Origin of the sequence: Nonomuraea sp. LP-02, from assembly GCF_036289125.1 — a bacterium.
GTDB classification, from domain to species: domain Bacteria; phylum Actinomycetota; class Actinomycetes; order Streptosporangiales; family Streptosporangiaceae; genus Nonomuraea; species Nonomuraea bangladeshensis.
The window spans coordinates 7,153,176-7,171,886 of record NZ_JAXCLK010000001.1 but is presented as its reverse complement, the minus strand read 5'-3'; the positions used below and the strand labels follow the sequence as shown (position 1 = coordinate 7,171,886).

Genomic DNA, 18,711 nt, shown 5'->3' with positions numbered 1-18,711 from the left:
CTAATTGGTCCGCCAATCTCCCCCGGAACGGCCACGCACACGCAACTGTTCGAAGGCGGAGACCGCCGGCGGGTTCACCAGAGCGGCACTGATCAGCTTGGCGACTTCCGCCGGCCCGTGGACGGAGGTGTCCACCTCCAGGTCGTAGCAGCCATGCGCATGGACGGGCTCATCGAGAGGCGGCGCCGACGTCATCCTGTCGGTTCGCCCCTGCTCACGCCGTTCCACCTCCTCCAGGGGACATCGAATCCCGACGAACAACACCGGGATCCCCTCGAACAGCGCGAGGTAGTGGTCCAACATCTGCGGCGTGATCATCGCCTCCGAGATCACGTCATGACCGAGCAGCGTGAGACTGCGCAGCAGGTGCAGGTAGCCATCGAGCACTCTGCGGAAAAGCACGCCTCCGTGGTCCTGCAGCCAGTGTCGGCCCTGGTAACCGCCGCGCAACTCGTCCAACGAACAGTGGAAGAACGGCTCGGCCAGCTCCTCCTGCAGGGCTTTCGCCACGGTCGTCTTCCCTGAGCTCGGGGTTCCGTTGAGCAGGACCAGTCGCCCGACTCGCTCGGGGACGGGACCGAGAAGGCTGCCCAGGTGAAAGTCCATGACTCACGGTAGGACGGCAGCGGCCACGTGATCCACTGGATTGAGCACGGTCCCGCCCCACTGCCATTCCCCGCGTCGGGCCTGTCCTGGCAGCTCGATGCGGCCTGTACACCACAGCAGGGTGTCGGACGAGCCGTACCCTGACGGCGCGTCCGGGAAGAGGCGGGCGAGGACTGCGCTGCTGAGGTCGTCGGGCGGAGCCCAGGAAAGGCCGAGGGCGCGGGTGATGTCGTACGTGTGGACGATCAGTTCGGTGATCCCCATGGCGGCGAATCCGGCGGCGTCGGAGTGGCCCCACGGGTGCCAGGCGCGTACGTGGGCCGCCGCGCCCCGGACGGTGGAGGTGAGGAGGGAGGCGGCGATGCCGAGTCCGTCCAAGCAGTCGGGGATCGGGGCCTCAGGGTCGATCGAGGCGAAAAGCGTGATGTAGCGATCGTCGGGCTGGGCGATGAGCAGGCCGGCGTAGCCGACCAGTCCGAGGGCCAGGTGGTCGAGGGTCTCGCGACAGGTCCAGTCGAGGTCCTGGGCGGGGCGTGACCAGTCCTGGTCGGCTCCCTTGCGGAGAACGGCCAGGCAGTCGTCGGCGGCGGCCGTCAGCAGGTCCGGCCACGGCGTGGCGGTCATCGGCCGTCCGCCGGTTCCCGCAGGACCTCGATCAGGCTCGCGTAGCTGTCGGAGCCGTGGCCAGCGGCCTTGGCCCGTTCCATGAGCGACTTCAGGAGTTCGGGCAGGGCGTTGTCCACGCGCCGGGCCTCCGCGGCGTGGAGGAGGTGGTCGATGGCCGCGATCTGTACGTCGACGGTGGCGTCGTCGCCGGGGTAGCGGCCGGCGTCCACCTGTGGCGCGTAGGCGCTGAGGAAACCGGCCACGGCGGTCAGCCAGCGGATCGCGACGGGAGTGAAGACCGCGGCCGGCGTCTTCTCCGCGCCGACCACCGCGGCGCCGTGCAGCCAGCCGGTCATGGCGGACCACATCAGGCCGAGCAGGGCGGCATCGTACAGAGAGGCGAGACCGGGGTCGGCGCCCAGGTGCAGGGGGTCGCCCAGAGCCGCCAGGGTCGAGCGGTGAGCTTCGAAGACCAGGTCAGGACCGCTGTAGAGGAACATCATCTCGGGGCTGCCGACACCGGGCGGGGTGGTCATGATCGCGCCGTCGAGATAATCGGCGCCGTGGGAGCCGGCCCAGGCGGCGAACTCGTGGGCCTGCTCGGGGGAGCCGGAGGTGAGGTTGACCAGGACCTTGCCCGAGAGGGATCCGGCGACGGGTTCGAGGACGGTGCGCAGTGCCGCGTAGTCCAGTACGCAGGCGACGACGAGTCCGCTCGCCTCGATCGCCTCCCGGGGCGTCGCGGCCAGGCGGGCACCCCTTTCGATCAGCGGACGGGCCTTGTGCTCGGAGCGGTTCCACACGGTGGCCGGGTGCCCGTGGTCCAGAAACGCACCGGCCAGGGCCGAGCCCATCAAGCCCAGCCCGACGACGGTGACGGATCGGCGGTCGGTGTTCATGCGACAACTCCTTGTACGTCCGCACGTGAAGGTTGATCAGTCGCAGGCAACCCTCGCAGCGCGCGGCGTCCGGGAACAGTGACACTGGTGACGATCACCACCAAATTCCTGCCATACGCTTCGAGGCATGAGCGCAGGATCCGTGGCCGTGGTCATGTCCGAGGAGATCGGAGTGCCCTCGTGGGACCTGTACGAGTTGAGCATCCCCTGCACCGTCTTCGGCAAGCCGCAGTCCGATCTGGCCGACCCCTGGTACGACCTGCGGCTGTGCGGCACGGGGGAACGCCCGGGCGGCTCCGGGCTGCTGCTGCAGACCCCGTACGGACTCGACGACCTGGTCGGCGCCGACACGGTCATCGTGCCCTCGGTGCCCGACTCCTGCGTCGAGGAGGGCGAACCGCTGCCACAAGCGCTGATCACGGCCCTGCGCCGGGCCTACGAGGGCGGCGCCCGCATGGTCTCCCTGTGCACCGGCGCCTTCGCGCTCGCCGAAGCGGGACTGCTCGACGGGCGCCCCGCGACGGCCCACTGGATGCACACCGCGCTGCTGGCCGAGCGCTACCCGAAGGTACGAGTCGACGACTCGGTGCTCTACGTGGACGACGGTGACGTGCTCACCAGCGCCGGCCTGACCGCCGGACTCGACCTCTGCCTCCACCTGGTACGACGCGACCTCGGCGCGCACGTCGCCAACCAGCTGGCCCGCCGGATGGTGGTGCCCGCCCACCGGCCCGGCGGCCAGGCGCAGTTCATCGAGGTGTCCGTGCCGACCGCCGACGACGAGGGGCTGGCTCCCGTACTGGACTGGGCCCGAAGTCAGCTGGACCAGCCGCTGACGGTGCACGACCTGGCGCGGAGGGCCGCGATGAGCCCTCGCACGTTCTACCGGCGGCTCCAGGCGGCCACCGGGACGACCCCTCTGCAGTGGCTGCTCAACCAGCGCCTGGGACGGGCCCGGATCCTGCTGGAATCGACCGACCTCCCGATCGAGAAGATCGGGGAGCTCAGCGGGCTGGGCACGGCCAACAACCTCCGCCACCACTTCCTCAGGCACCTCGGGATCTCGCCGAGCGACTACCGGCGGGCCTTTCCCCGTACGACGCCCGAGTCATCCCCCTGACGATGGCCGGCGGCAGAGATCCTCTCGCTCCGGACGCGTGGCACAATCTCGCGGATGTCGAAAACGGTATCGCTGTGGCGCCATCGGGATTTCCTGCTCTTATGGAGCGGCCAGACAACCAGTTCCCTCGGCAACGAGATCTCCTACCTGGCGTTACCGCTGGTCGCCGGGCTCGTACTGAACGCCTCACCGCTTGATCTCGGTCTGCTGACCGCCGCACGTCGCGTGCCCGTGCTGTTCGCCTCGCTGCCTGCCGGGGCGCTGAGCGACCGATGGCGCAAACGTCCCGTGATGATCACTACGTTCCTGATCTCCGGTTGTGCGATGGCGACGATCCCGCTGGCCGCCGCCGCGGGCTCGCTCACCCTGTGGCAGTTGTACGGCGTCGCCCTAGCGGTCGCGACCTGCGAGGTGTTCTTCACCCCCGCCTACCAGACCTACCCTCTCACCCTGCTCGGCCCCGACAGCCTGATGGAGGGCAACGCCAAGCTCACCAGTACGATCACGGTCGCGGGCATGGCGGGCCAACCGGTCGGCGGCGTGCTGATCTCCCTGTTCGGCCCGGCCAAGGCGGTGCTCGCCGACGCGCTCTCCTACCTGGCGGCCGCGCTCACGCTCGCACTGATCCGCGCCCCGGAGCCCAAGCCGGAGAAGGCGCAGAAGGCCCCCAAGCTGCGCACCCAGATCGCTGAGGGGTTGCGTTATGTCACCCGCCACCGCGTCATCGGCCCACTCGTCCTCTACATGGCCACGGTCAGCTTCTGTCTGGCCGGTTTCTCAGCGCTTGAGATCAACTACGTGGTACGTGAGCTCGGCTGGTCCAGCCTGGCCACAGGCTTGGTCCTCGGGCTGAGCATGGCGGGCGGCCTGGCGGCCGGGGTGATCGCGAAACCGCTCACCGACCGTTACGGCATGCCACGGGTGCTGCTCGGGGCCGCCACCGCCTATCCGCTGTGCACCGCATCGATCGGCCTGGTCAACCCAGGTCTGGCCGGGCAGGTCATCGTCGGCTTCTCCTGGACCATGATGATCATCGTCACGCTCATCTTCCAGAGCACCCAGCGCAGCCTCCGTCAGCTCCTGACCCCCCAGGACATGCAGGGCCGCCTGGCGGCCACCTCCCGCTGGCTCACCTGGGCGGCCACTCCGATCGGCGCCGTCCTCGCCGGAGCCCTGGGAGCCGGCATCGGCATGCGCGCCACGCTCCTGGTGTTCTCGGCCGGGATGCTGATCGGTCCGGTCGTGATGTGGTTCTCGCCACTGCGTACGTCCCGGCACGAAATTGAGCAGGACGTGAAGATGGCGACGACGAGCTGACCGTCTTGGTGGCCGACGTTGCCGTCCGGGCTGCCGTCGGCACTCAGCGAGGCACTACCTGCGCGCGGACGCCTCACCGTGGTCCACGCCCGCGATTGGGCGGATGTGGCACGCCGAACACCGTGACCGCTCGCCGTGGTCTACCTGCACATCATCGGCCCGCCCGGACGCGTCGAGACCTCGGTTCGTCGCGTCGAAACCTCATACTGACTGCGCTACGGTGCCGACGGCGATCCCCACGAGTCCCACCGCGCCGATCACTGCCGCGCTGGCCAGGCGGAAGGCCCGAAGTCCCAGGGCTATCCCCACCGCAGTGATGAAGATCAGGCCGATGGAGAGGTCGACGAGCGCTGCCAGGGCTCCCTGCGTCCCCCGGACCCCGGCTCGGTCGCCCCCGTTGGTGATCTGGGCGGGATAGACGTGGCCGGGATCGGCCCACGAGAAGGCGCGGACCGCCGCCTTCTCGCCCGTGGCGTCGTACACGAAGCTCCCCGTGCAAACCTGCCTGCTGTGCCTGCTGGAGCCCCCGTCGTGGCACTCCAGGACGGTCAGGGTTCCGGGAGCGCCGGTGAGGCCGGTCGCCAGCCCGATGTCGACCACTGCGGGAACGGTGGCCGTCAGGGTCCATCCCACCGCCGCCGCCGTCGCGGCGATGGCCAGGACGACCCTGGTGAACATTGACTCCTCCGAGGCGTCACGCCCCGACTTCCCACGCGGAGTTCCGCGCCGGCTGGAGGAACGCATACGCAAGGGATGGCGAATATCCGTACGGGAACGCATGGTGTCAGCGTGGAGCGGCGTGTTTGCGACTCGCTTGGAGACCACTGGCCTGTGGTTTGGATGGGTCGGCTCGCCCCGGTCCGCTCCGCCGCGTCACAGGCACGTCACCGGCCGGGCGGCGCGTCGGAGCCACCCACCAGACTCCCCGGGCGCTCCGGCCGGAGGGGGGCGCACGGCTTACATTGAGGTCGTGCTGGGACTGCTGCTGCGTACGACGACGTTGCCGTCAGGAGAGACAGAAAAGCCCCGAAGCGATAATCGCTACGGGGCATTCTTGCTGTTCAAAAATGGTGGTCAGGGGCAGGGTCGAACTGCCGACCTTCCGCTTTCAGGTGTAGCAATCAACCTATTCCTGAGCTGCGACCAGGAGGTAGGTGGTCGCTCACGGTGCTGTCCATGTGAGACTGGTGGCCGGCGTTGCCGTCAGCGTTGCCGTCAGATTCCTCCTTGCTCGATGGCCAAGGCCCGGCGGAAACTCAAGGACGGCCGCGGCAGACCGGGCCGAGCCCCCCGTTACTGCCTGGGTAGGGCCTGTATCGGAAGTCGCTGGACTGTGGCGGTCAACCATCCGCCGGATTCCTGCGATCTCGTAGTCGATCTTCACGTAGAGTGCGGCCAAGAGGGTCTAGAGGTTTGTCCTCATACCTGAATCATTGAGCCCTCTCTCCTGTCGCGGGCCGGAACTTGGGATCTGCTCCTCCGGTTGACCGCCGATCACACCATGTGACAAAGCGGGCTGGGCGGCGTCCATGTCCGAGACATACGGAGGCAGTTGATGAAGCGCTACATCCTGACCGGCGCCCCTGGAGCCGGGAAGACGACGATCCTGCGTTGGCTGGAGTGTGACGGCTACACCGTCGTCGAAGAGGCGGCGACAGACGTCATCGCCCTGGAGCAGGCTCGGGGTGAACCCGAGCCGTGGACGAAGCCGTCCTTCGTGGGGGCGATCGCCGCCTTGCAGTGTCGACGGCAGGAACAGGCTGCGGCCCTTCCCGGTGATGTACAGATCTACGATCGATCGCCCGTCTGTACCTACGCCCTGGCCACTTATCTTGGCCATCCCATCTCTCCGGCTCTGTCTCACGAATTGGAACGCATCCAGGCACAGCAGATCTACGCCAAGAAGGTGTTCTTCGTTCAGAGCCTCGGGTTCGTCACGCCAACCGACGCGCGTTCGATCACCTTCGAGGAGTCGCTGCGATTCGAGCAGATCCACCAGGAGACCTACATCTCACTCGGCTACGAGTGCGTGCCGATCGCTCCAGGCATGTTGCGGGACCGGGTGGCGACGGTCAAGAAGCTGCTCGAAGCTGCATCTTGACCGGACCGCCGACCTGCGCAGTTTTTCCTGGCAGCGGACCTGCTCCGGTGCCTACAACAGCTGTACCAGGGTCGGGTTGCAGCAGTAAGTTGTGCCCTTGACCGACTCCCTGCCACCCGGCGGCGTTGTGCTCGGGGCGGATGAGCTGGAAACCCGCTCGGCTTGTCCCGGGTCCGATGGCCGGCGGGATGATCAAACTACCACCTCAGCCATTAGGCTCTCGGAAAGCTGGGAGACCGCCTCAGCTGATCGTCACTCCGCCGCAATACTCTGTGAGCTCATCCGCTCCAGGGCGTTGCCGAGTTCAGGAACCCCTGGATGATGTCATACGTGTTTGAGCACACGCTCGGGGACGTTGCCGTCAGCGGACACAAAAACGCCCCGGAGCGATGATCGGTATGAGGCATCTTTGCTGTTCAACGCTGGTGGTCAGGGGCAGGGTCGAGTTGCCGACCTTCCGCTTCCTCGTCGGGCGCCGGCTGACGAACTCCGCGGTCCGTTCCTGCAAGGCCTCGTCCGAGCGTGCCGTCCGGGTCGAAGAGCGCGAGCCGTTGCACGATCGGCCATCCCATGGGCGGACTGCGACGACGACGGAAGACCGACATTAGAGTGACTGGGCCTGAGGAACAGCCGTGTCAGATCGTGCGCAAAGCTTTCGTCGGTCTTTGTGGGCGGCCGACGGGGTATCGGCCGGATTTCCCGCCGCGGCGTCGGTGATGGTCTCTAAAGTTGCCCCATGGCCTCTGGTGACCTGCCCGGGATGATCTGGGAACTGATGTTGGTTGCGCGTCCAATCGAGACGCATCTCTCGCAGTCGAGCATTCCTGGGGGGAGCAGCCCTCTCGTGCGGAGGGATGATGACAACGGGCTCATTACACAGGCCGTGCTCTTCCCGGCTGACAACGTGATCAAGGAGGTCGCAGCCGCAAGCGTCACGGTGGGCGTCATCGCGGGCATCACGGTGGGCGTCATCGCGGGCATCACGGTGGGCATCGTTGCCCTGAAGGCCACGCCGCACGTCAAGCACAGGTTCACCGACCTCAAGTCGAAGCTGAACCGCAAGTCGGAGGACACCGTCGAGGCCGCCACTCAAAAGGTCAGGCCGGAGCAGCCCGACATGGGGATTGAGGAACCTAGGAGCGAAAACCGGCGCTTGTACGCTGCGTGACGGGCACCGTGGATAACGGCCCATTATCCGTGCCACCAGTCACCCTGAACTACGGTTCATGACGGCTCGGGATGCGCGAACCAGCCCCGTTATCTGCGGTATCAGGCGCGGGAGGACTTAGCGCACGTTGTGACGTCGTTGTTCCACAACCCGTTGCCGACGAGGGAGCCGCGCGCCGTGGCGGCCGAGAGGATCGGGGAGCGGACGGCGGCCGGGTCGACGTCGCTCGCACGAGCCCTACAGGGCATCGGATTTGTCACCGACCGTCGGTAGCTTTCTGATCACGACGCAGACGGATGACTGACGTAGCCATCTTCGGGCAGCCGCTACCCGGCCTCCACGCCTGAAGCCGGAGCCGACGTTGCTGTCACTCTTGCTGTCAGCAGACATCAAAAAGCCCCGAACGAAGATCCGTTCGGGGCGTTCTTGCTGATGAAATGTGGTGGTCAGGGGCAGGGTCGAACTGCCGACCTTCCGCTTTTCAGGCGGACGCTCGTACCAACTGAGCTACCTGACCCAGAGCGGTCCTGACGGGACTTGAACCCGCGACCTCCACCTTGACAGGGTGGCGAGCACTCCAAACTGCTCTACAGGACCTTGCTTGCCTTGCGGCGTTTCTTGCTGTTTGCGCTTGCTTAGCTTACCAGCTCTTCGGTGGTCTTAGACCGACCGTTTAGCTCGTGCGCTAAGCACTCGCGTGCCCCCAACGGGATTCGAACCCGTGCCGCCGCCTTGAAAGGGCGGTGTCCTAGGCCGCTAGACGATGGGGGCCGTTAGGTTTCCCTGTCGCCTTCCGTCGGAGACCTCTGAAGCATAGGGGACGATGGCCCCTGTTGCCAAAGTGGCGGTCCGGCGTCGGGTGACGCGGAGCCGGTGACCGATCCCGTTGGCGACGGGGCGTTCGTGGGCTCCGGAGAAATCATACGTTGTGGGTTGGGCTCCACGTGACGCTGGATGTACACCGACTGCTCCCCCAGCCCGCCGAGCGTGACGTCGTCCCAGGCCCGGAGGCGGCGGGTCTCCTTGTCGAAGTACAGGACCGACGCCTGGACGGGGGTGGGCTGGGCGTGTTCGAGCGCGCGGAGGCCGGCGCCGCCGGTGGAGCCCTGCGTCAGCAGGCGGGTGCCGGTCGGGAGCATCGTGGTGCGGCGTTCGTGGGTGTGGCCGGCGAGGATCATGGGGGCGGCCCCCGAGAAGCCCTCGCCGATGACCGGGTCGTGTACGGCGATCAGGTCCACTTTGCCGACCTTGCCCAGGTGCGCACGGCCGAACTGCTTGAGCGCGTCCGGGTCGGAGTCCACGCTGACCGACTTGTCCGGGGTGAAGCGCGGGTCGCCGAGGCCGTAGATGGTCAGGCCGGCGACCTTGCGCGCCTGGTCGTCGAGGACGATCGCGTTCTTCTGCCGTTCGACGGCCTTCTGGGTGGCCATGGAGTCGTGGTTGCCCCTGACGTACACGTACGGGACGCCGAGCCGGCCGACCTCGTCCACGAACTTGTTCTCGGCCTTGGTGCCGTGGTCGGAGATGTCCCCGGTGTCCACGATCAGGTCGACCTTGAACTGGTCCTTGAGCGAGCGGATGACGTTCCAGGCGATGGGGTTGATGTGGATGTCGGAGACGTGCAGGACCCGGATGGACTTCGGGTCGGCGTCGTACAGCGGGAGGGTCGAGACCGTGTCGTAGAGCTTCGAGACGTTCGTGACGAGTTTGGTGAGCTGCGACCGGTACGACTCGAACCGCGTCACGATCGACTCCGCGCTGCCCACCAGCGACGGCGCGGCGGCGACCAGCCCCGAGTAGCGCGGCTCCACGAGCGAGTTGGGGCGGAAGGTCGCGACGGCGAGCACTCCCGTGCCGGTGAGGGCCACGGAGGCCGCCAGAAGGCCCGTGAGGGCCACGCGCGGGCGCCTGAAGACCAGCAGGGACGCCGCCAGCGCCCCCGCGCCCGCGCAGAGCAGCGAGCGGACGGCGAGGGCCCGTACGCCGTCCAGGAGGTCCTCCTCGATCACCTGGGGCAGCCGCTCGGCGAGGCGCGGGTCCTCGATGAAGGCCTTGGCACGTTCCTGGTCGATGTTCTCGAGCGTGATGCGCAGGCGCAGGGGCGCGGCGTGGGTGCGGAACGTGAGCGTCCCCAAGGGGCTCGCGTCCACCACGGTCTCGCCGTTCCAGGCCGGCCGGAGCGACATCGCGGTCTCGACCGGGCCGACCTCGGCGCGTACGGAGCCGCTGAGGAAGATGCCCAGCCACGCCCCGACCGCGGCCACGGCGAGGACGCCGGCCACGCGGGCGACTCGTGAGCGGATGACAACGTTTGCGATGTGAACGAACTTCATGCCGTTTCTTGCTTAGCTGACAGGCGGGGCAGAATGGCAAGCGTGATCGAGGTGTCTCGGGAGAAGTTCGAGGAGCTCGTGGCCGAGGCTTTGGACACGATCCCCGGCGATCTCGCGGCCGCGATGAGCAACGTCGTCGTGGTCGTCGTCGACGATCCGCCGGAGCCCCACCTGCTCGGCCTGTACACCGGTGTCCCCCTCACCGAACGTGGCGACTGGTACTCAGGTGTCTTGCCCGACCAGATCGAGATCTACCGCAACCCGATATGTGAGATTTGCCAGACGGAAGAAGACGTCGTCGACGAAGTACGCATCACCGTCGTCCACGAGATCGGTCACCACTTCGGCATCTCCGACGAACGGCTGCACGAGCTGGGTTGGTAACCCTTTGCTTTTGGTTGGCTTCTTTGGGTTGCGGCTTGCCATGATGATCGGGCACCTTAGGTGACGTAGCGAGCACGCAAAGCGAGCTTCGAGAGCGCATCGAGAGTCAGGCACAGCGGAGTCCAATGGGGGCCATGCGGGCGCGGCGGCCGCCAGGACGTCATCGACGGGGCGAGGCCGGCACGGAAGGACAACGAGCCACTTACCGGGAAGTCATCGCCATCAGGGAGTTCCGGGCCCTGTGGTACGCCCAGGGCTTCTCGCTCCTCGGCGACCAGCTCGCGCAGGTGGCGCTGGCCGTGCTGGTCTACCACCGCACCCAGTCCGCGCTGGCCACGGCCGCGGTCTACGCCCTCACCTACCTGCCCTCGATCGTCGGCGGGCCGCTGCTGGCCGGGCTGGCCGACCGGTTCGCCCGCCGTGGGGTGATGCTGGCCTGCGACCTCATCCGGTTCGTGCTGGTGGCGGCCATGGCGCTGCCGTTCATGCCGTTCTGGGCGCTGTGCGCGCTGGTGTTCCTGGTCGTGCTGCTGAGCGCGCCGTTCTCGGCCGCGCGGGCGGCGCTGCTGCCCGAAGTGCTCGACGGCGACACGTACGTCATCGGCTCCGCCCTCCAGAACATGACCAACCAGGCGGTCCAGATGCTCGGCTTCGCCGTGGGCGGAGCGCTGATCGCCACCATGGGGCCCTACCGGGCGCTCGCTCTCGACGCCGCGACGTTCCTCGGCTCGGCGCTGATCCTGGCTTCCGGCGTACGCCGCCGCCCGGCCCCGTGCGCCGACGACGACTCCAAACCGTCCATGTGGACGATGACCAGGGCCGGCGCGCGGCTCGTCTTCGGTACGCGAAACCTGCGTACGCTCGTGCTGTTCGCCTGGTTGTGCGGCTTCTACGTGCTGCCCGAGGGGATCGCGGCGCCCTACGCGACCCGGCTGGCCGTGGGCGGCCCGCTGCCTGCGCCCGTCATCACCGGGCTGCTGATGGCCGCCATGCCCACCGGCACGGTGATCGGCGCGTTCCTGTTCAGCAGGTTCGTCACGCCCGCGCGGCGGTTGCGGCTCATGGGATGGCTGGCGTTGCTGAGCTGCGCGCCCCTGATCGTGACCGCACTGCGTCCCCCGCTGGTCGTCGTGCTGGCGGCGTGGGTCCTGTCGGGGATCGGCGGCGCCTACCAGCTCGCGGCCAATGCCGCCTTCGTCCAGACCGTGCCCGCCGAACGTCGCGCTCAGGCGTTCGGGATCGTGCACTCCGGGCTCATGGCCGTCCAGGGAGCGGGGATTCTCGTCGGCGGGTACGCGGCGGAGAGACTCGGTCCCGAGCCGGTGGTCGCGCTGTCCGGCGTCGCCGGGGTGATCTGCGCGGCCGTGCTGACCCTGCTGTGGACCGAGTCCCGGGGCGACCGGGCCGCCCGCCTGTCCGCCGAGGCCCCCGCCTGATCACTGCTGCGGCGGCTTGTGCTCGCCGGTCCAGTCGGTCGTGCCGCGGTTGCGGCTCTGCTGCTTCTCGATGATGTTCTGCAGGACGGAGGTGTCGCTCTTCTCGTCCGGGATGAGGAGCCAGCCGATCGCGTAGACGCCGACGCCGAGGCCGCCGAACAGCGTCACGACCGCCAGGGCGATCCTGATGAGGTTGGGGTCGATGCCCACGTACTCGCCGATGCCGGAGCAGACGCCGGCGACGATCCTGCCCCGGTCCGTCCTGTGGAGCTTCTTGACGTGACTGGTCTGGCCCTGGGTCTGGTTCTGGGTCTGGGTCTGGTCCTGGGGCGATTCGCTGCCGTACCCGTGGTATTCGCTCATGTCTCAAGACTGCCCGTGGGGGTGGTGTTAGCACATCAGGTTTGTCCCTGGTAGAACCCTGGTAGCCCCCTATGCCCGTATGAGACCCACCGATGGAAGGGACGACCGCCATGGACGACCTGCTCCGACTCGACGAGCGGCTCGACGCCGACCAGCGGCTCATCCGCGACACGGTCAGGTCGTTCGTCGCCGACCGGGTGCTGCCGCACGTGGGCGACTGGTTCGAGGAGGCCACCTTCCCCGCGCGCGAGCTCGCGCCGGAGCTCGGCGCGCTCGGGCTGCTCGGCATGCACCTGCAGGGCTACGGCTGCGCCGGCACCGACGCCGTCTCCTACGGCGTGGCCTGCCGGGAGCTGGAGGCGGGCGACTCGGGGCTGCGTTCGTTCGTGTCCGTCCAGGGATCGCTGGCGATGTTCCCCATCTGGCGGTACGGCTCCGACGAGCAGAAAGAGGAGTGGCTGCCCCGGATGTCCGCCGGTGAGGCGATCGGCTGCTTCGGGCTCACCGAGCCGGACCACGGGTCCGATCCGGCCAACATGCGGACGTACGCGAAGAAGGACGGCTCGGACTGGATACTCAACGGCTCCAAGATGTGGATCACCAACGGGTCCATCGCCGACGTCGCGGTCGTCTGGGCGCAGACGGACGAGGGCGTACGCGGATTCGTCGTCCCGACCTCCACGCCCGGCTTCTCCGCCCCTGAGATCCACAGGAAGATGTCCCTGAGGGCGTCCGTCACCTCGTCCCTGTACTTCGACGACGTGCGCCTGCCCGCCTCCGCCGCCCTGCCGGGCGTCACCGGGCTCAAGGGGCCGCTGTCGTGCCTGTCCGAGGCCCGCTTCGGCATCCTGTGGGGCGTCGTCGGCGCCGCCCGCGCCTGCCTGGAGTCCGCCGTCGAGTACGCCAAGACGCGCGTCCAGTTCGACAAGCCGATCGGGGCGTTCCAGCTCACCCAGGAGAAACTCGCCTGGATGTACGTCGGCCTCGCCCAGGCCCAGCTCACCGCCCTCCACCTCGGCGAACTCAAGGACGCCGGCGCCCTGCAGCCCCGGCAGATCAGCTTCGGCAAGCTGGCGAACGTACGGGCCGCCCTCGACATCGCCCGCCAGGCCCGCTCGATCCTGGGCGGCAACGGGATCACGCTGGAGTACCCTGTGATCAGGCACATGAACAACCTGGAGAGTGTGCTGACGTACGAGGGTACGCAGGAGATCCACACGCTGGTGCTGGGTGAGGCGCTCACCGGCCTGGCCGCCTACCGGTGACGGTTTGACCGGTGCTGTGGGCGTCGCGCGCGGGGCGGTAGTCTCTGTACCCTTGCTGTTGCTAGGGGCGTTAGCTCAATTGGCAGAGCTGCGGACTTTTAATCCGTAGGTTCCGGGTTCGAGCCCCGGGCGCCCTACCACAATGACCTGGGCGGACTCCCGATCTCCATGATTTGGAAGCCCGCCCAGTCGCATTTCCAGTTGCAGTCAGCCCCAGAGAGCCCGGTCCATGCGGGCGAGTGGCCGAGGATCTTCTGAACGACGCTGATGTCCACGCCTTGCCCTATGAGGGGGCAAGGCTCGTGCTTGTTGCAGTCTCGTCAAGCTGCGACCACCTTGTGTGACCCCGAAGGCGCTCACAGCCATCTCATCTTGTATGGCCTGTCGCATGCACCTGGGGAGGTCTCATGCCCGAGTATCGGTTCAACTCGCCTCCTGGCTGGCCGGTTCCGCCTCGCGGATGGAAGCCGCCGCAGGGGTGGGTAGCCGGATCCGTCCTGGCCACCGGCTCCCGCCGGCTGGGAGTTCTGGGTCCCCTAAGAGATGCCGACGGGAGTTCCAAGCACACCGCAGCTCCCCGAACGTAAGGGAGGTGGCCTGTTCGGCCGCCGTACCCCCGGCCCTCCGCCCGCCGGCCCCGCCGTACAGACCGAACCCTCAGAACGGGTTGCCGCGCCACCGCCCATGGCTCACGCTCAACCGGAAAACGGTTTGCCGGAGTAGTGGTCCCATCTCAAGGATCACCGCATGAGCAATGAACTGGCCGGATTAGACGACCTCGTCATCCAGGGACAAACGATCAGAGGCATCAAGCTCATCAAGGACACCTTTGACTGCACTCTTCACGAAGCCCTCGACTTCTACGTAGACCGGTATCGCAAGCTGCGCCAGACGCGTCCCGACGACTTCACCGAGAGTCACGAGGAGTACTGGGAGGGCTTCTACTCCTAATCAACCCAGGCCTCCGGCGGGGGCGCTCCGAATCCGGGATGATCGCCATACGGTGAGCCAGGACCGTAGGTGGCTGGCGTGGAAGCCCTCCCCCTCGTCCAGAGCCCGAAGTGGACACGAGTCGGGAGGGGCGGGGCAAGCTGAGTGACCTCTGCGGGTTCCCCTCACGGGCACCGATATCGGGGTCGAGCATCGCGCGCGGCCGTGCCTGAAGAGGACCTGGAGGGCGCCGAGGCGTAAGCGCTATTGTTGTGAACGCATGTTCATGATACTGTCGTGGACAGTTGTTCACGATGGCGTGAACGCTTCAAGCAACCGCCTCAATGCCTAGGCGGGCCATGCGGATCCGCAACAGCCGACGCACCTCGTCGCGGCATGCCCTCGCGTCCTAAGTGATCTGCCAGGCCCACCGGCCGAGGATGCCGCGTCCAGCACCCGATTCCGTTGGAGGCCACATGACTACTGATCGCAAAAGCCCCACCGTCTCTACGTCCAGGACGAACGTGCAGGTGCTGGCGTGGTGCAGCGCCAACGCGCTGATCACCACCGTTCATCACGTGTACGGCGCCGTCATCTACGGCACCCCTGGCCGTTATCACGCCGTCCTCGCCGCCGCGCTGCTGCTGGCTCTGGACGTGGCCGCATACGCTTGGGCCCGGCGCCCGGCCGGTGATGATGCTGTCGCCCGGGTGGCTTGGTGGATCCACTGGTCGGTGTCGCTGGTCGGTTTCGTTCTTTCGTTCGGGCTCTTCGAGGGCCTGTACACCCACGTGCTCTCCCCGCTCCTCCAAGGGGGCTACGTGACGCCTGGGCAGCCGTTCGACCTGTTCTTCCAGGCCACCGGTGTGCTGCACGTCCTCCCCGCCGCCGTGACGGCGCTGCTGCTCGTGCGCCTGTTGCGCGAACGTGGCCAGGCGGTGACCTCGTGAGCAACAGCACCAGAGCATGGCGGCATGCGCACCGGATCGCGGGCAGGCCGTTGATCGGCAGCGCCCAGCCCGCCCGCCACGACGGGCGCCGCCTGCGCGCAGCGGAATTTGACCAGTGGCGGGAGTACCGCCGCGCTGCGGGCGCTGTCCACGACGGGAGGCGTCAAGGCCACGTCGGGAGCCTGTGGTCCCGGACCTTTCACGAACGAGTCAGGACGAGACCCGCATGAAGGTCATAGTCCTGGGCGGCTACGGTGCCATCGGCTCCCAAGCGGTCGCTTATCTCCGGGAGATGGCTGCGCACGTCCTGGCCGCAGGACGTGATCCAAAGCGCGCCGATCTGCTGATTGACGCCGGTCATCCTCACGGCCTCGATCGCGTGTTGAAGGACGTGGACGTGGTGCTCAACTGCGCCGGCACAGAAGATGCCGCCCTGGCGGACCAGGTCACCCGCCACGGCGCGGCTTTCGTGGACATCACGGCGAGCGCGGAATACACATCCGCCGTCGAACGCCTCAAGCCGTCCGCCCCCATCCTGCTCAGCGTGGGCTTGGCCCCAGGTTTGACCAACCTGCTCGCCGCCGCTGTCCAGCACGAAGCGCCGGCCCAGCCCATCGACATCGCTTTGTTGCTCGGCGCCGGTGAGCGCTACGGCAAGGCTTCCACCGCCTGGGCGTACCAGTTGCTCGGTCAGGACTTCGCCGATCCGGCGACGGGCGAAAGGATCCGCAACTACAGCCGTCCCCGGCGCTTCCACCTGCCCGGGTACGGGGTACGCCGTCTGCTTCGGGTCGACTACAGCGACCAGCACGTCCTCCACCGCGACCTCGGCGTGCCCGTCCGTACGTACTTCGGGCTCACGTCCCGTCTGGCGACCGCCGCCCTGGCCGCCCTGACGCGTCTTCCCGCGGCCGCTCACGCGACGCCTTCCTGGCACCTCCCAGGCGATCAACGATGGTTGGCCCTGGCGCGCAGCGCCGACGGCCGCACCCATACGCTCGGCGGCCGGATCCAGGCGCATGCCACCGCCGCGATAGCGGCCATCGCCGCTCTGAAGGCCGCCCACCTACCGCGCGGGGTCCACCACCTCCACCACGTACTGGATCTATCGGACCTCGCAGCTCTGCCGATCAGGCTCCATCCCTGGTACCCGCCAACCCCCGAGCCCAACCACTGAAGCCCACTCGAGAACAGGTACGGTCATGCCTCTTATCACGGTCACCCGGTTCCAGATCGATCCCGCCGACGCCGAACAGCTGCGGGCCCGGCACGCCGCCCTCGTCGCCGCGACCAGAGCCGCAGTGCCAGGGCTGGAGGAGGCGTGGCTGGGCAGAGTCGACGATGAGCACTGGGCCGGCATCTGGCGCTGGGACTCGGCCGCCAGCCTGGCGACGGCCCGGCAGGCAGTGGCCGGCAGCCCTGAAGCCGCCGCCGCCTTCGCGCTGACCCGGGAGGCCGGCGCAGAAGACTTCGAGATCCTCGACGAGCACTGACGATCCGCAGCCGACGCCGACCGTCTCACCTCAGAAGACCCCATAGTCCCAATGGGACGCGGCAGGCGACAGCGGCCACCCAGAGCATCCGGTGACGCTGCGGGAAGCGCGGAAGGGAATCCAGCAGGTCTGCAAGTCCGCGGGCGCGTGAATCGGGCGTCACCGAGAACGGCTCGCTGAGGGTACCGCCTTCGCGGTGGAGAAGCTTTCGCTCTCATCGAACCCGATCCTCGCCCCCAGATCGCGAACAGCAATTCACAACCCCAGGTTCACAAGGAGTCATCACTGCCATGGACGTCGTCAACCACGATCGATTCCAGGCCTGGAACGGCGCCGAGGGCGCCGCGCGGGCCAAATCCCGGAAGCAGGGCGAGAATCGGGGCTTCACGGAGACCTGCCAGCGGCTGATCGCCATCGCCGGCATCGGCCCGGAGGACCGGGTGCTCGACATAGGGTGCGGAACAGGCGAGACCACCCTGCTGGCCGCGCGGCAGGCCACCGCCGGGGGCGCCGTCGGCGTGGACCTGTCGGCGCCGATGCCGCGTCAGGCCCGCCGCGCCGCCGCGGCGGGCGGGCGGGCGCCTGGCCGCCGTGTGCCCGCAGCAACCCGAGGAGTGCGAGTGGTACGTGATCCCCGTCGCGGCCCTGCTCGGCATCCCGCCGGCGCCTCGGGAGGTGGTCGCCCGGTATCCAGGGGATCGCCCTGCCACGTTCTCCCTGTCGGATCCCGCTCGTCTGCGCGACGTCCTGGTCAGGGCCGGCTTCGCGGACGCGTCGGTCGAACCGGCACGGGTGCCGCAGGACTTCGGCCGAACGGCGGACGAGGCCGCCGAGGCCCTTCTCGCCAGCGGTCCCGCTCGTTACCTCGTCGAGCAGGACGAGTTGCTCTCCCGGGGGGGGAGGCGCGGGCCAGGCTGGAGGCCGCGCTGAAGCCGTACGAGAGCTCTGCGGGCGTGCTGCTGCCGGGTGCCCAGTGGCTGGTCACCGCGCACGCGCCGGGCTCGCTTGGGAAACGCCGCCAGCTATCATGAACAACTGTTCATGGTAGGCTTCGGGGTCACGATGCAGTCGCAACACTGTGGAGGGGTCATAGCACCGGCCCGACGTGGAGCCGCCGCGACGGCGGCGCTGCACGCTTCGATGATCGACCACGCCGCCCGGCTCGTCCGTCGTGACGGGGCCGACGCGCTTACCATGCGGGCGCTGGCCCAGGAGGCGGGATGTTCCCTCGGCATGCTGTACAAGATCTTCGACAGCCGGGAAGCGCTCGTTCTCGCGGTCGTGGACCGGCAGTTCCGGGACCTCACGGCAAGCCTGGAGGAGATCGTGGCGCGGGCCGGCACGGGCACCGTGGCGGAAAACCTGGGACGGTTCGCCGAGGTGCTGCTTGGCCCGGCCGCCGAAGTGATCAAGCTGGCCGCCGGGGTGCCCGTACAGGAACGGGGCTTCCACGACTCGGCCATGGGCAGCGGGTTCGTCGACGCCCTGCCGACCACCGTCACCCGCTACATCGCCGCCGAGAAGCGCCTGGACAGGATCGGGGCTCGGGTGGACGAGCACGCGATCGGGTTCCTGGTGACCGGAGCGGTGCACAACCTGCTCGTCTCCGGCGAGGCGTATCCCCGGCCGTCGCTGTCCGAGGTGCGGGAGTTGCTGGGCGCGCTCGCCGAGCTCCTGGTGGACGGGTCCTGAGCCCGGCGAGGCCATGGCCCATCCCGCGGGACCCGCAGGGGCTTTCCG

The 18,711-nt window shown here is 67.9% G+C and carries 19 protein-coding genes, 4 tRNA genes and 1 pseudogene; 15 read left to right on the top strand and 9 right to left on the bottom strand.

Annotated features, from left to right (window positions below; translation table 11 throughout):
* Genes SMD20_RS33725 through SMD20_RS33715 form a run of 3 tightly spaced genes read right to left on the bottom strand, consistent with a single transcriptional unit; the run spans position 1 to position 2,111 of the window.
* Positions 1–606, bottom strand: a complete 606-nt coding sequence (locus SMD20_RS33725; protein ID WP_329589079.1) for a phosphotransferase-like protein — start codon at positions 604–606, stop codon at positions 1–3.
* Between the two features lie 3 nt (positions 607–609).
* The gene (locus SMD20_RS33720) at positions 610–1,230 is read right to left on the bottom strand and encodes a maleylpyruvate isomerase N-terminal domain-containing protein (RefSeq protein WP_329589077.1); all 621 of its coding nucleotides are present in this window, start codon (positions 1,228–1,230) and stop codon (positions 610–612) included.
* Positions 1,227–2,111, bottom strand: coding sequence for an NAD(P)-dependent oxidoreductase (locus SMD20_RS33715; protein ID WP_329589075.1), 885 nt, complete (start codon positions 2,109–2,111; stop codon positions 1,227–1,229). Before SMD20_RS33715 ends, SMD20_RS33720 begins: the two co-directional genes overlap by 4 nt.
* Positions 2,112–2,265: 154 nt before the next feature.
* Here SMD20_RS33715 and SMD20_RS33710 point away from each other — a divergent pair, with 154 nt between their 5' ends.
* Both SMD20_RS33710 and SMD20_RS33705 read left to right on the top strand, forming a co-directional pair.
* Complete coding sequence (locus SMD20_RS33710) at positions 2,266–3,231, top strand: GlxA family transcriptional regulator (RefSeq protein ID WP_442942618.1); 966 nt, start codon at positions 2,266–2,268, stop codon at positions 3,229–3,231.
* A 54-nt stretch (positions 3,232–3,285) separates the two neighbouring features.
* Positions 3,286–4,548, top strand: coding sequence for an MFS transporter (locus SMD20_RS33705; protein ID WP_329589071.1), 1,263 nt, complete (start codon positions 3,286–3,288; stop codon positions 4,546–4,548).
* Positions 4,549–4,749: 201 nt separating this feature from the next.
* Here SMD20_RS33705 and SMD20_RS33700 read toward each other — a convergent pair whose 3' ends face one another.
* Entirely contained in the window at positions 4,750–5,226 is a 477-nt protein-coding gene (locus tag SMD20_RS33700; RefSeq protein ID WP_329589069.1) for a hypothetical protein, read from the bottom strand.
* An 877-nt stretch (positions 5,227–6,103) separates the two neighbouring features.
* Between SMD20_RS33700 and SMD20_RS33695 the strand changes: the two genes are divergently transcribed.
* Positions 6,104–6,649, top strand: coding sequence for an AAA family ATPase (locus SMD20_RS33695; protein ID WP_329589067.1), 546 nt, complete (start codon positions 6,104–6,106; stop codon positions 6,647–6,649).
* Positions 6,650–7,385: 736 nt separating this feature from the next.
* Positions 7,386–7,817, top strand: a complete 432-nt coding sequence (locus SMD20_RS33690; protein ID WP_329589065.1) for a hypothetical protein — start codon at positions 7,386–7,388, stop codon at positions 7,815–7,817.
* A 440-nt stretch (positions 7,818–8,257) separates the two neighbouring features.
* Here SMD20_RS33690 and SMD20_RS33685 read toward each other — a convergent pair.
* The 4 genes from SMD20_RS33685 to SMD20_RS33670 form a co-directional block, all read right to left on the bottom strand.
* Positions 8,258–8,334, bottom strand: a tRNA-Phe gene (locus SMD20_RS33685).
* A gap of 5 nt (positions 8,335–8,339) precedes the next feature.
* A tRNA-Asp gene (locus SMD20_RS33680) sits at positions 8,340–8,414 on the bottom strand.
* Positions 8,415–8,515: 101 nt separating this feature from the next.
* A tRNA-Glu gene (locus SMD20_RS33675) sits at positions 8,516–8,588 on the bottom strand.
* 2 nt (positions 8,589–8,590) lie between these two features.
* On the bottom strand, positions 8,591–10,099 hold the full coding sequence (locus tag SMD20_RS33670) for a metallophosphoesterase family protein (protein ID WP_329589063.1): 1,509 nt from the start codon (positions 10,097–10,099) through the stop codon (positions 8,591–8,593).
* Positions 10,100–10,183: 84 nt separating this feature from the next.
* Between SMD20_RS33670 and SMD20_RS33665 the strand changes: the two genes are divergently transcribed.
* Complete coding sequence (locus SMD20_RS33665; RefSeq protein WP_442942540.1) at positions 10,184–10,534, top strand: metallopeptidase family protein; 351 nt, start codon at positions 10,184–10,186, stop codon at positions 10,532–10,534.
* A 134-nt stretch (positions 10,535–10,668) separates the two neighbouring features.
* A complete protein-coding gene (locus tag SMD20_RS33660; protein WP_329589061.1) occupies positions 10,669–11,970 on the top strand; it encodes an MFS transporter in 1,302 nt (433 codons plus the stop codon).
* On the opposite strand, the gene SMD20_RS33655 is transcribed toward SMD20_RS33660, so the two are convergent.
* Positions 11,971–12,333: a PspC domain-containing protein gene (locus SMD20_RS33655; RefSeq protein WP_329589059.1), complete on the bottom strand. Its 363-nt coding sequence runs from the start codon at positions 12,331–12,333 to the stop codon at positions 11,971–11,973.
* 110 nt (positions 12,334–12,443) lie between these two features.
* On the opposite strand from SMD20_RS33655, the gene SMD20_RS33650 reads away from it, so the two are divergent.
* The 9 genes and pseudogenes from SMD20_RS33650 (at position 12,444) to SMD20_RS33610 (ending at position 18,663) form a co-directional block, all read left to right on the top strand.
* The gene (locus SMD20_RS33650) at positions 12,444–13,598 is read left to right on the top strand and encodes an acyl-CoA dehydrogenase family protein (RefSeq protein ID WP_329592757.1); all 1,155 of its coding nucleotides are present in this window, start codon (positions 12,444–12,446) and stop codon (positions 13,596–13,598) included.
* A 64-nt stretch (positions 13,599–13,662) separates the two neighbouring features.
* A tRNA-Lys gene (locus SMD20_RS33645) sits at positions 13,663–13,738 on the top strand.
* Between the two features lie 607 nt (positions 13,739–14,345).
* Positions 14,346–14,549 carry a hypothetical protein gene (locus SMD20_RS33640; RefSeq protein WP_329589058.1) on the top strand — a complete coding sequence of 68 codons (204 nt, stop codon included), beginning with the start codon at positions 14,346–14,348 and terminating at the stop codon, positions 14,547–14,549.
* 503 nt (positions 14,550–15,052) lie between these two features.
* Positions 15,053–15,478 (top strand): hypothetical protein, encoded by a 426-nt coding sequence (locus SMD20_RS33635; RefSeq protein WP_329589056.1) that lies wholly within the window; start codon positions 15,053–15,055, stop codon positions 15,476–15,478.
* Between the two features lie 226 nt (positions 15,479–15,704).
* Positions 15,705–16,655 (top strand): saccharopine dehydrogenase, encoded by a 951-nt coding sequence (locus SMD20_RS33630; RefSeq protein ID WP_329589055.1) that lies wholly within the window; start codon positions 15,705–15,707, stop codon positions 16,653–16,655.
* A gap of 25 nt (positions 16,656–16,680) precedes the next feature.
* Entirely contained in the window at positions 16,681–16,971 is a 291-nt protein-coding gene (locus SMD20_RS33625) for an antibiotic biosynthesis monooxygenase (protein WP_329589052.1), read from the top strand.
* 290 nt (positions 16,972–17,261) lie between these two features.
* Positions 17,262–17,528: pseudogene (locus SMD20_RS33620) on the top strand (class I SAM-dependent methyltransferase); the annotation flags it as partial.
* Positions 17,529–17,598: 70 nt separating this feature from the next.
* Entirely contained in the window at positions 17,599–17,901 is a 303-nt protein-coding gene (locus SMD20_RS33615) for a hypothetical protein (protein ID WP_329592859.1), read from the top strand.
* Positions 17,902–18,111: 210 nt separating this feature from the next.
* Entirely contained in the window at positions 18,112–18,663 is a 552-nt protein-coding gene (locus SMD20_RS33610) for a TetR/AcrR family transcriptional regulator (RefSeq protein ID WP_329589050.1), read from the top strand.
* Positions 18,664–18,711: the final 48 nt, after the last annotated feature.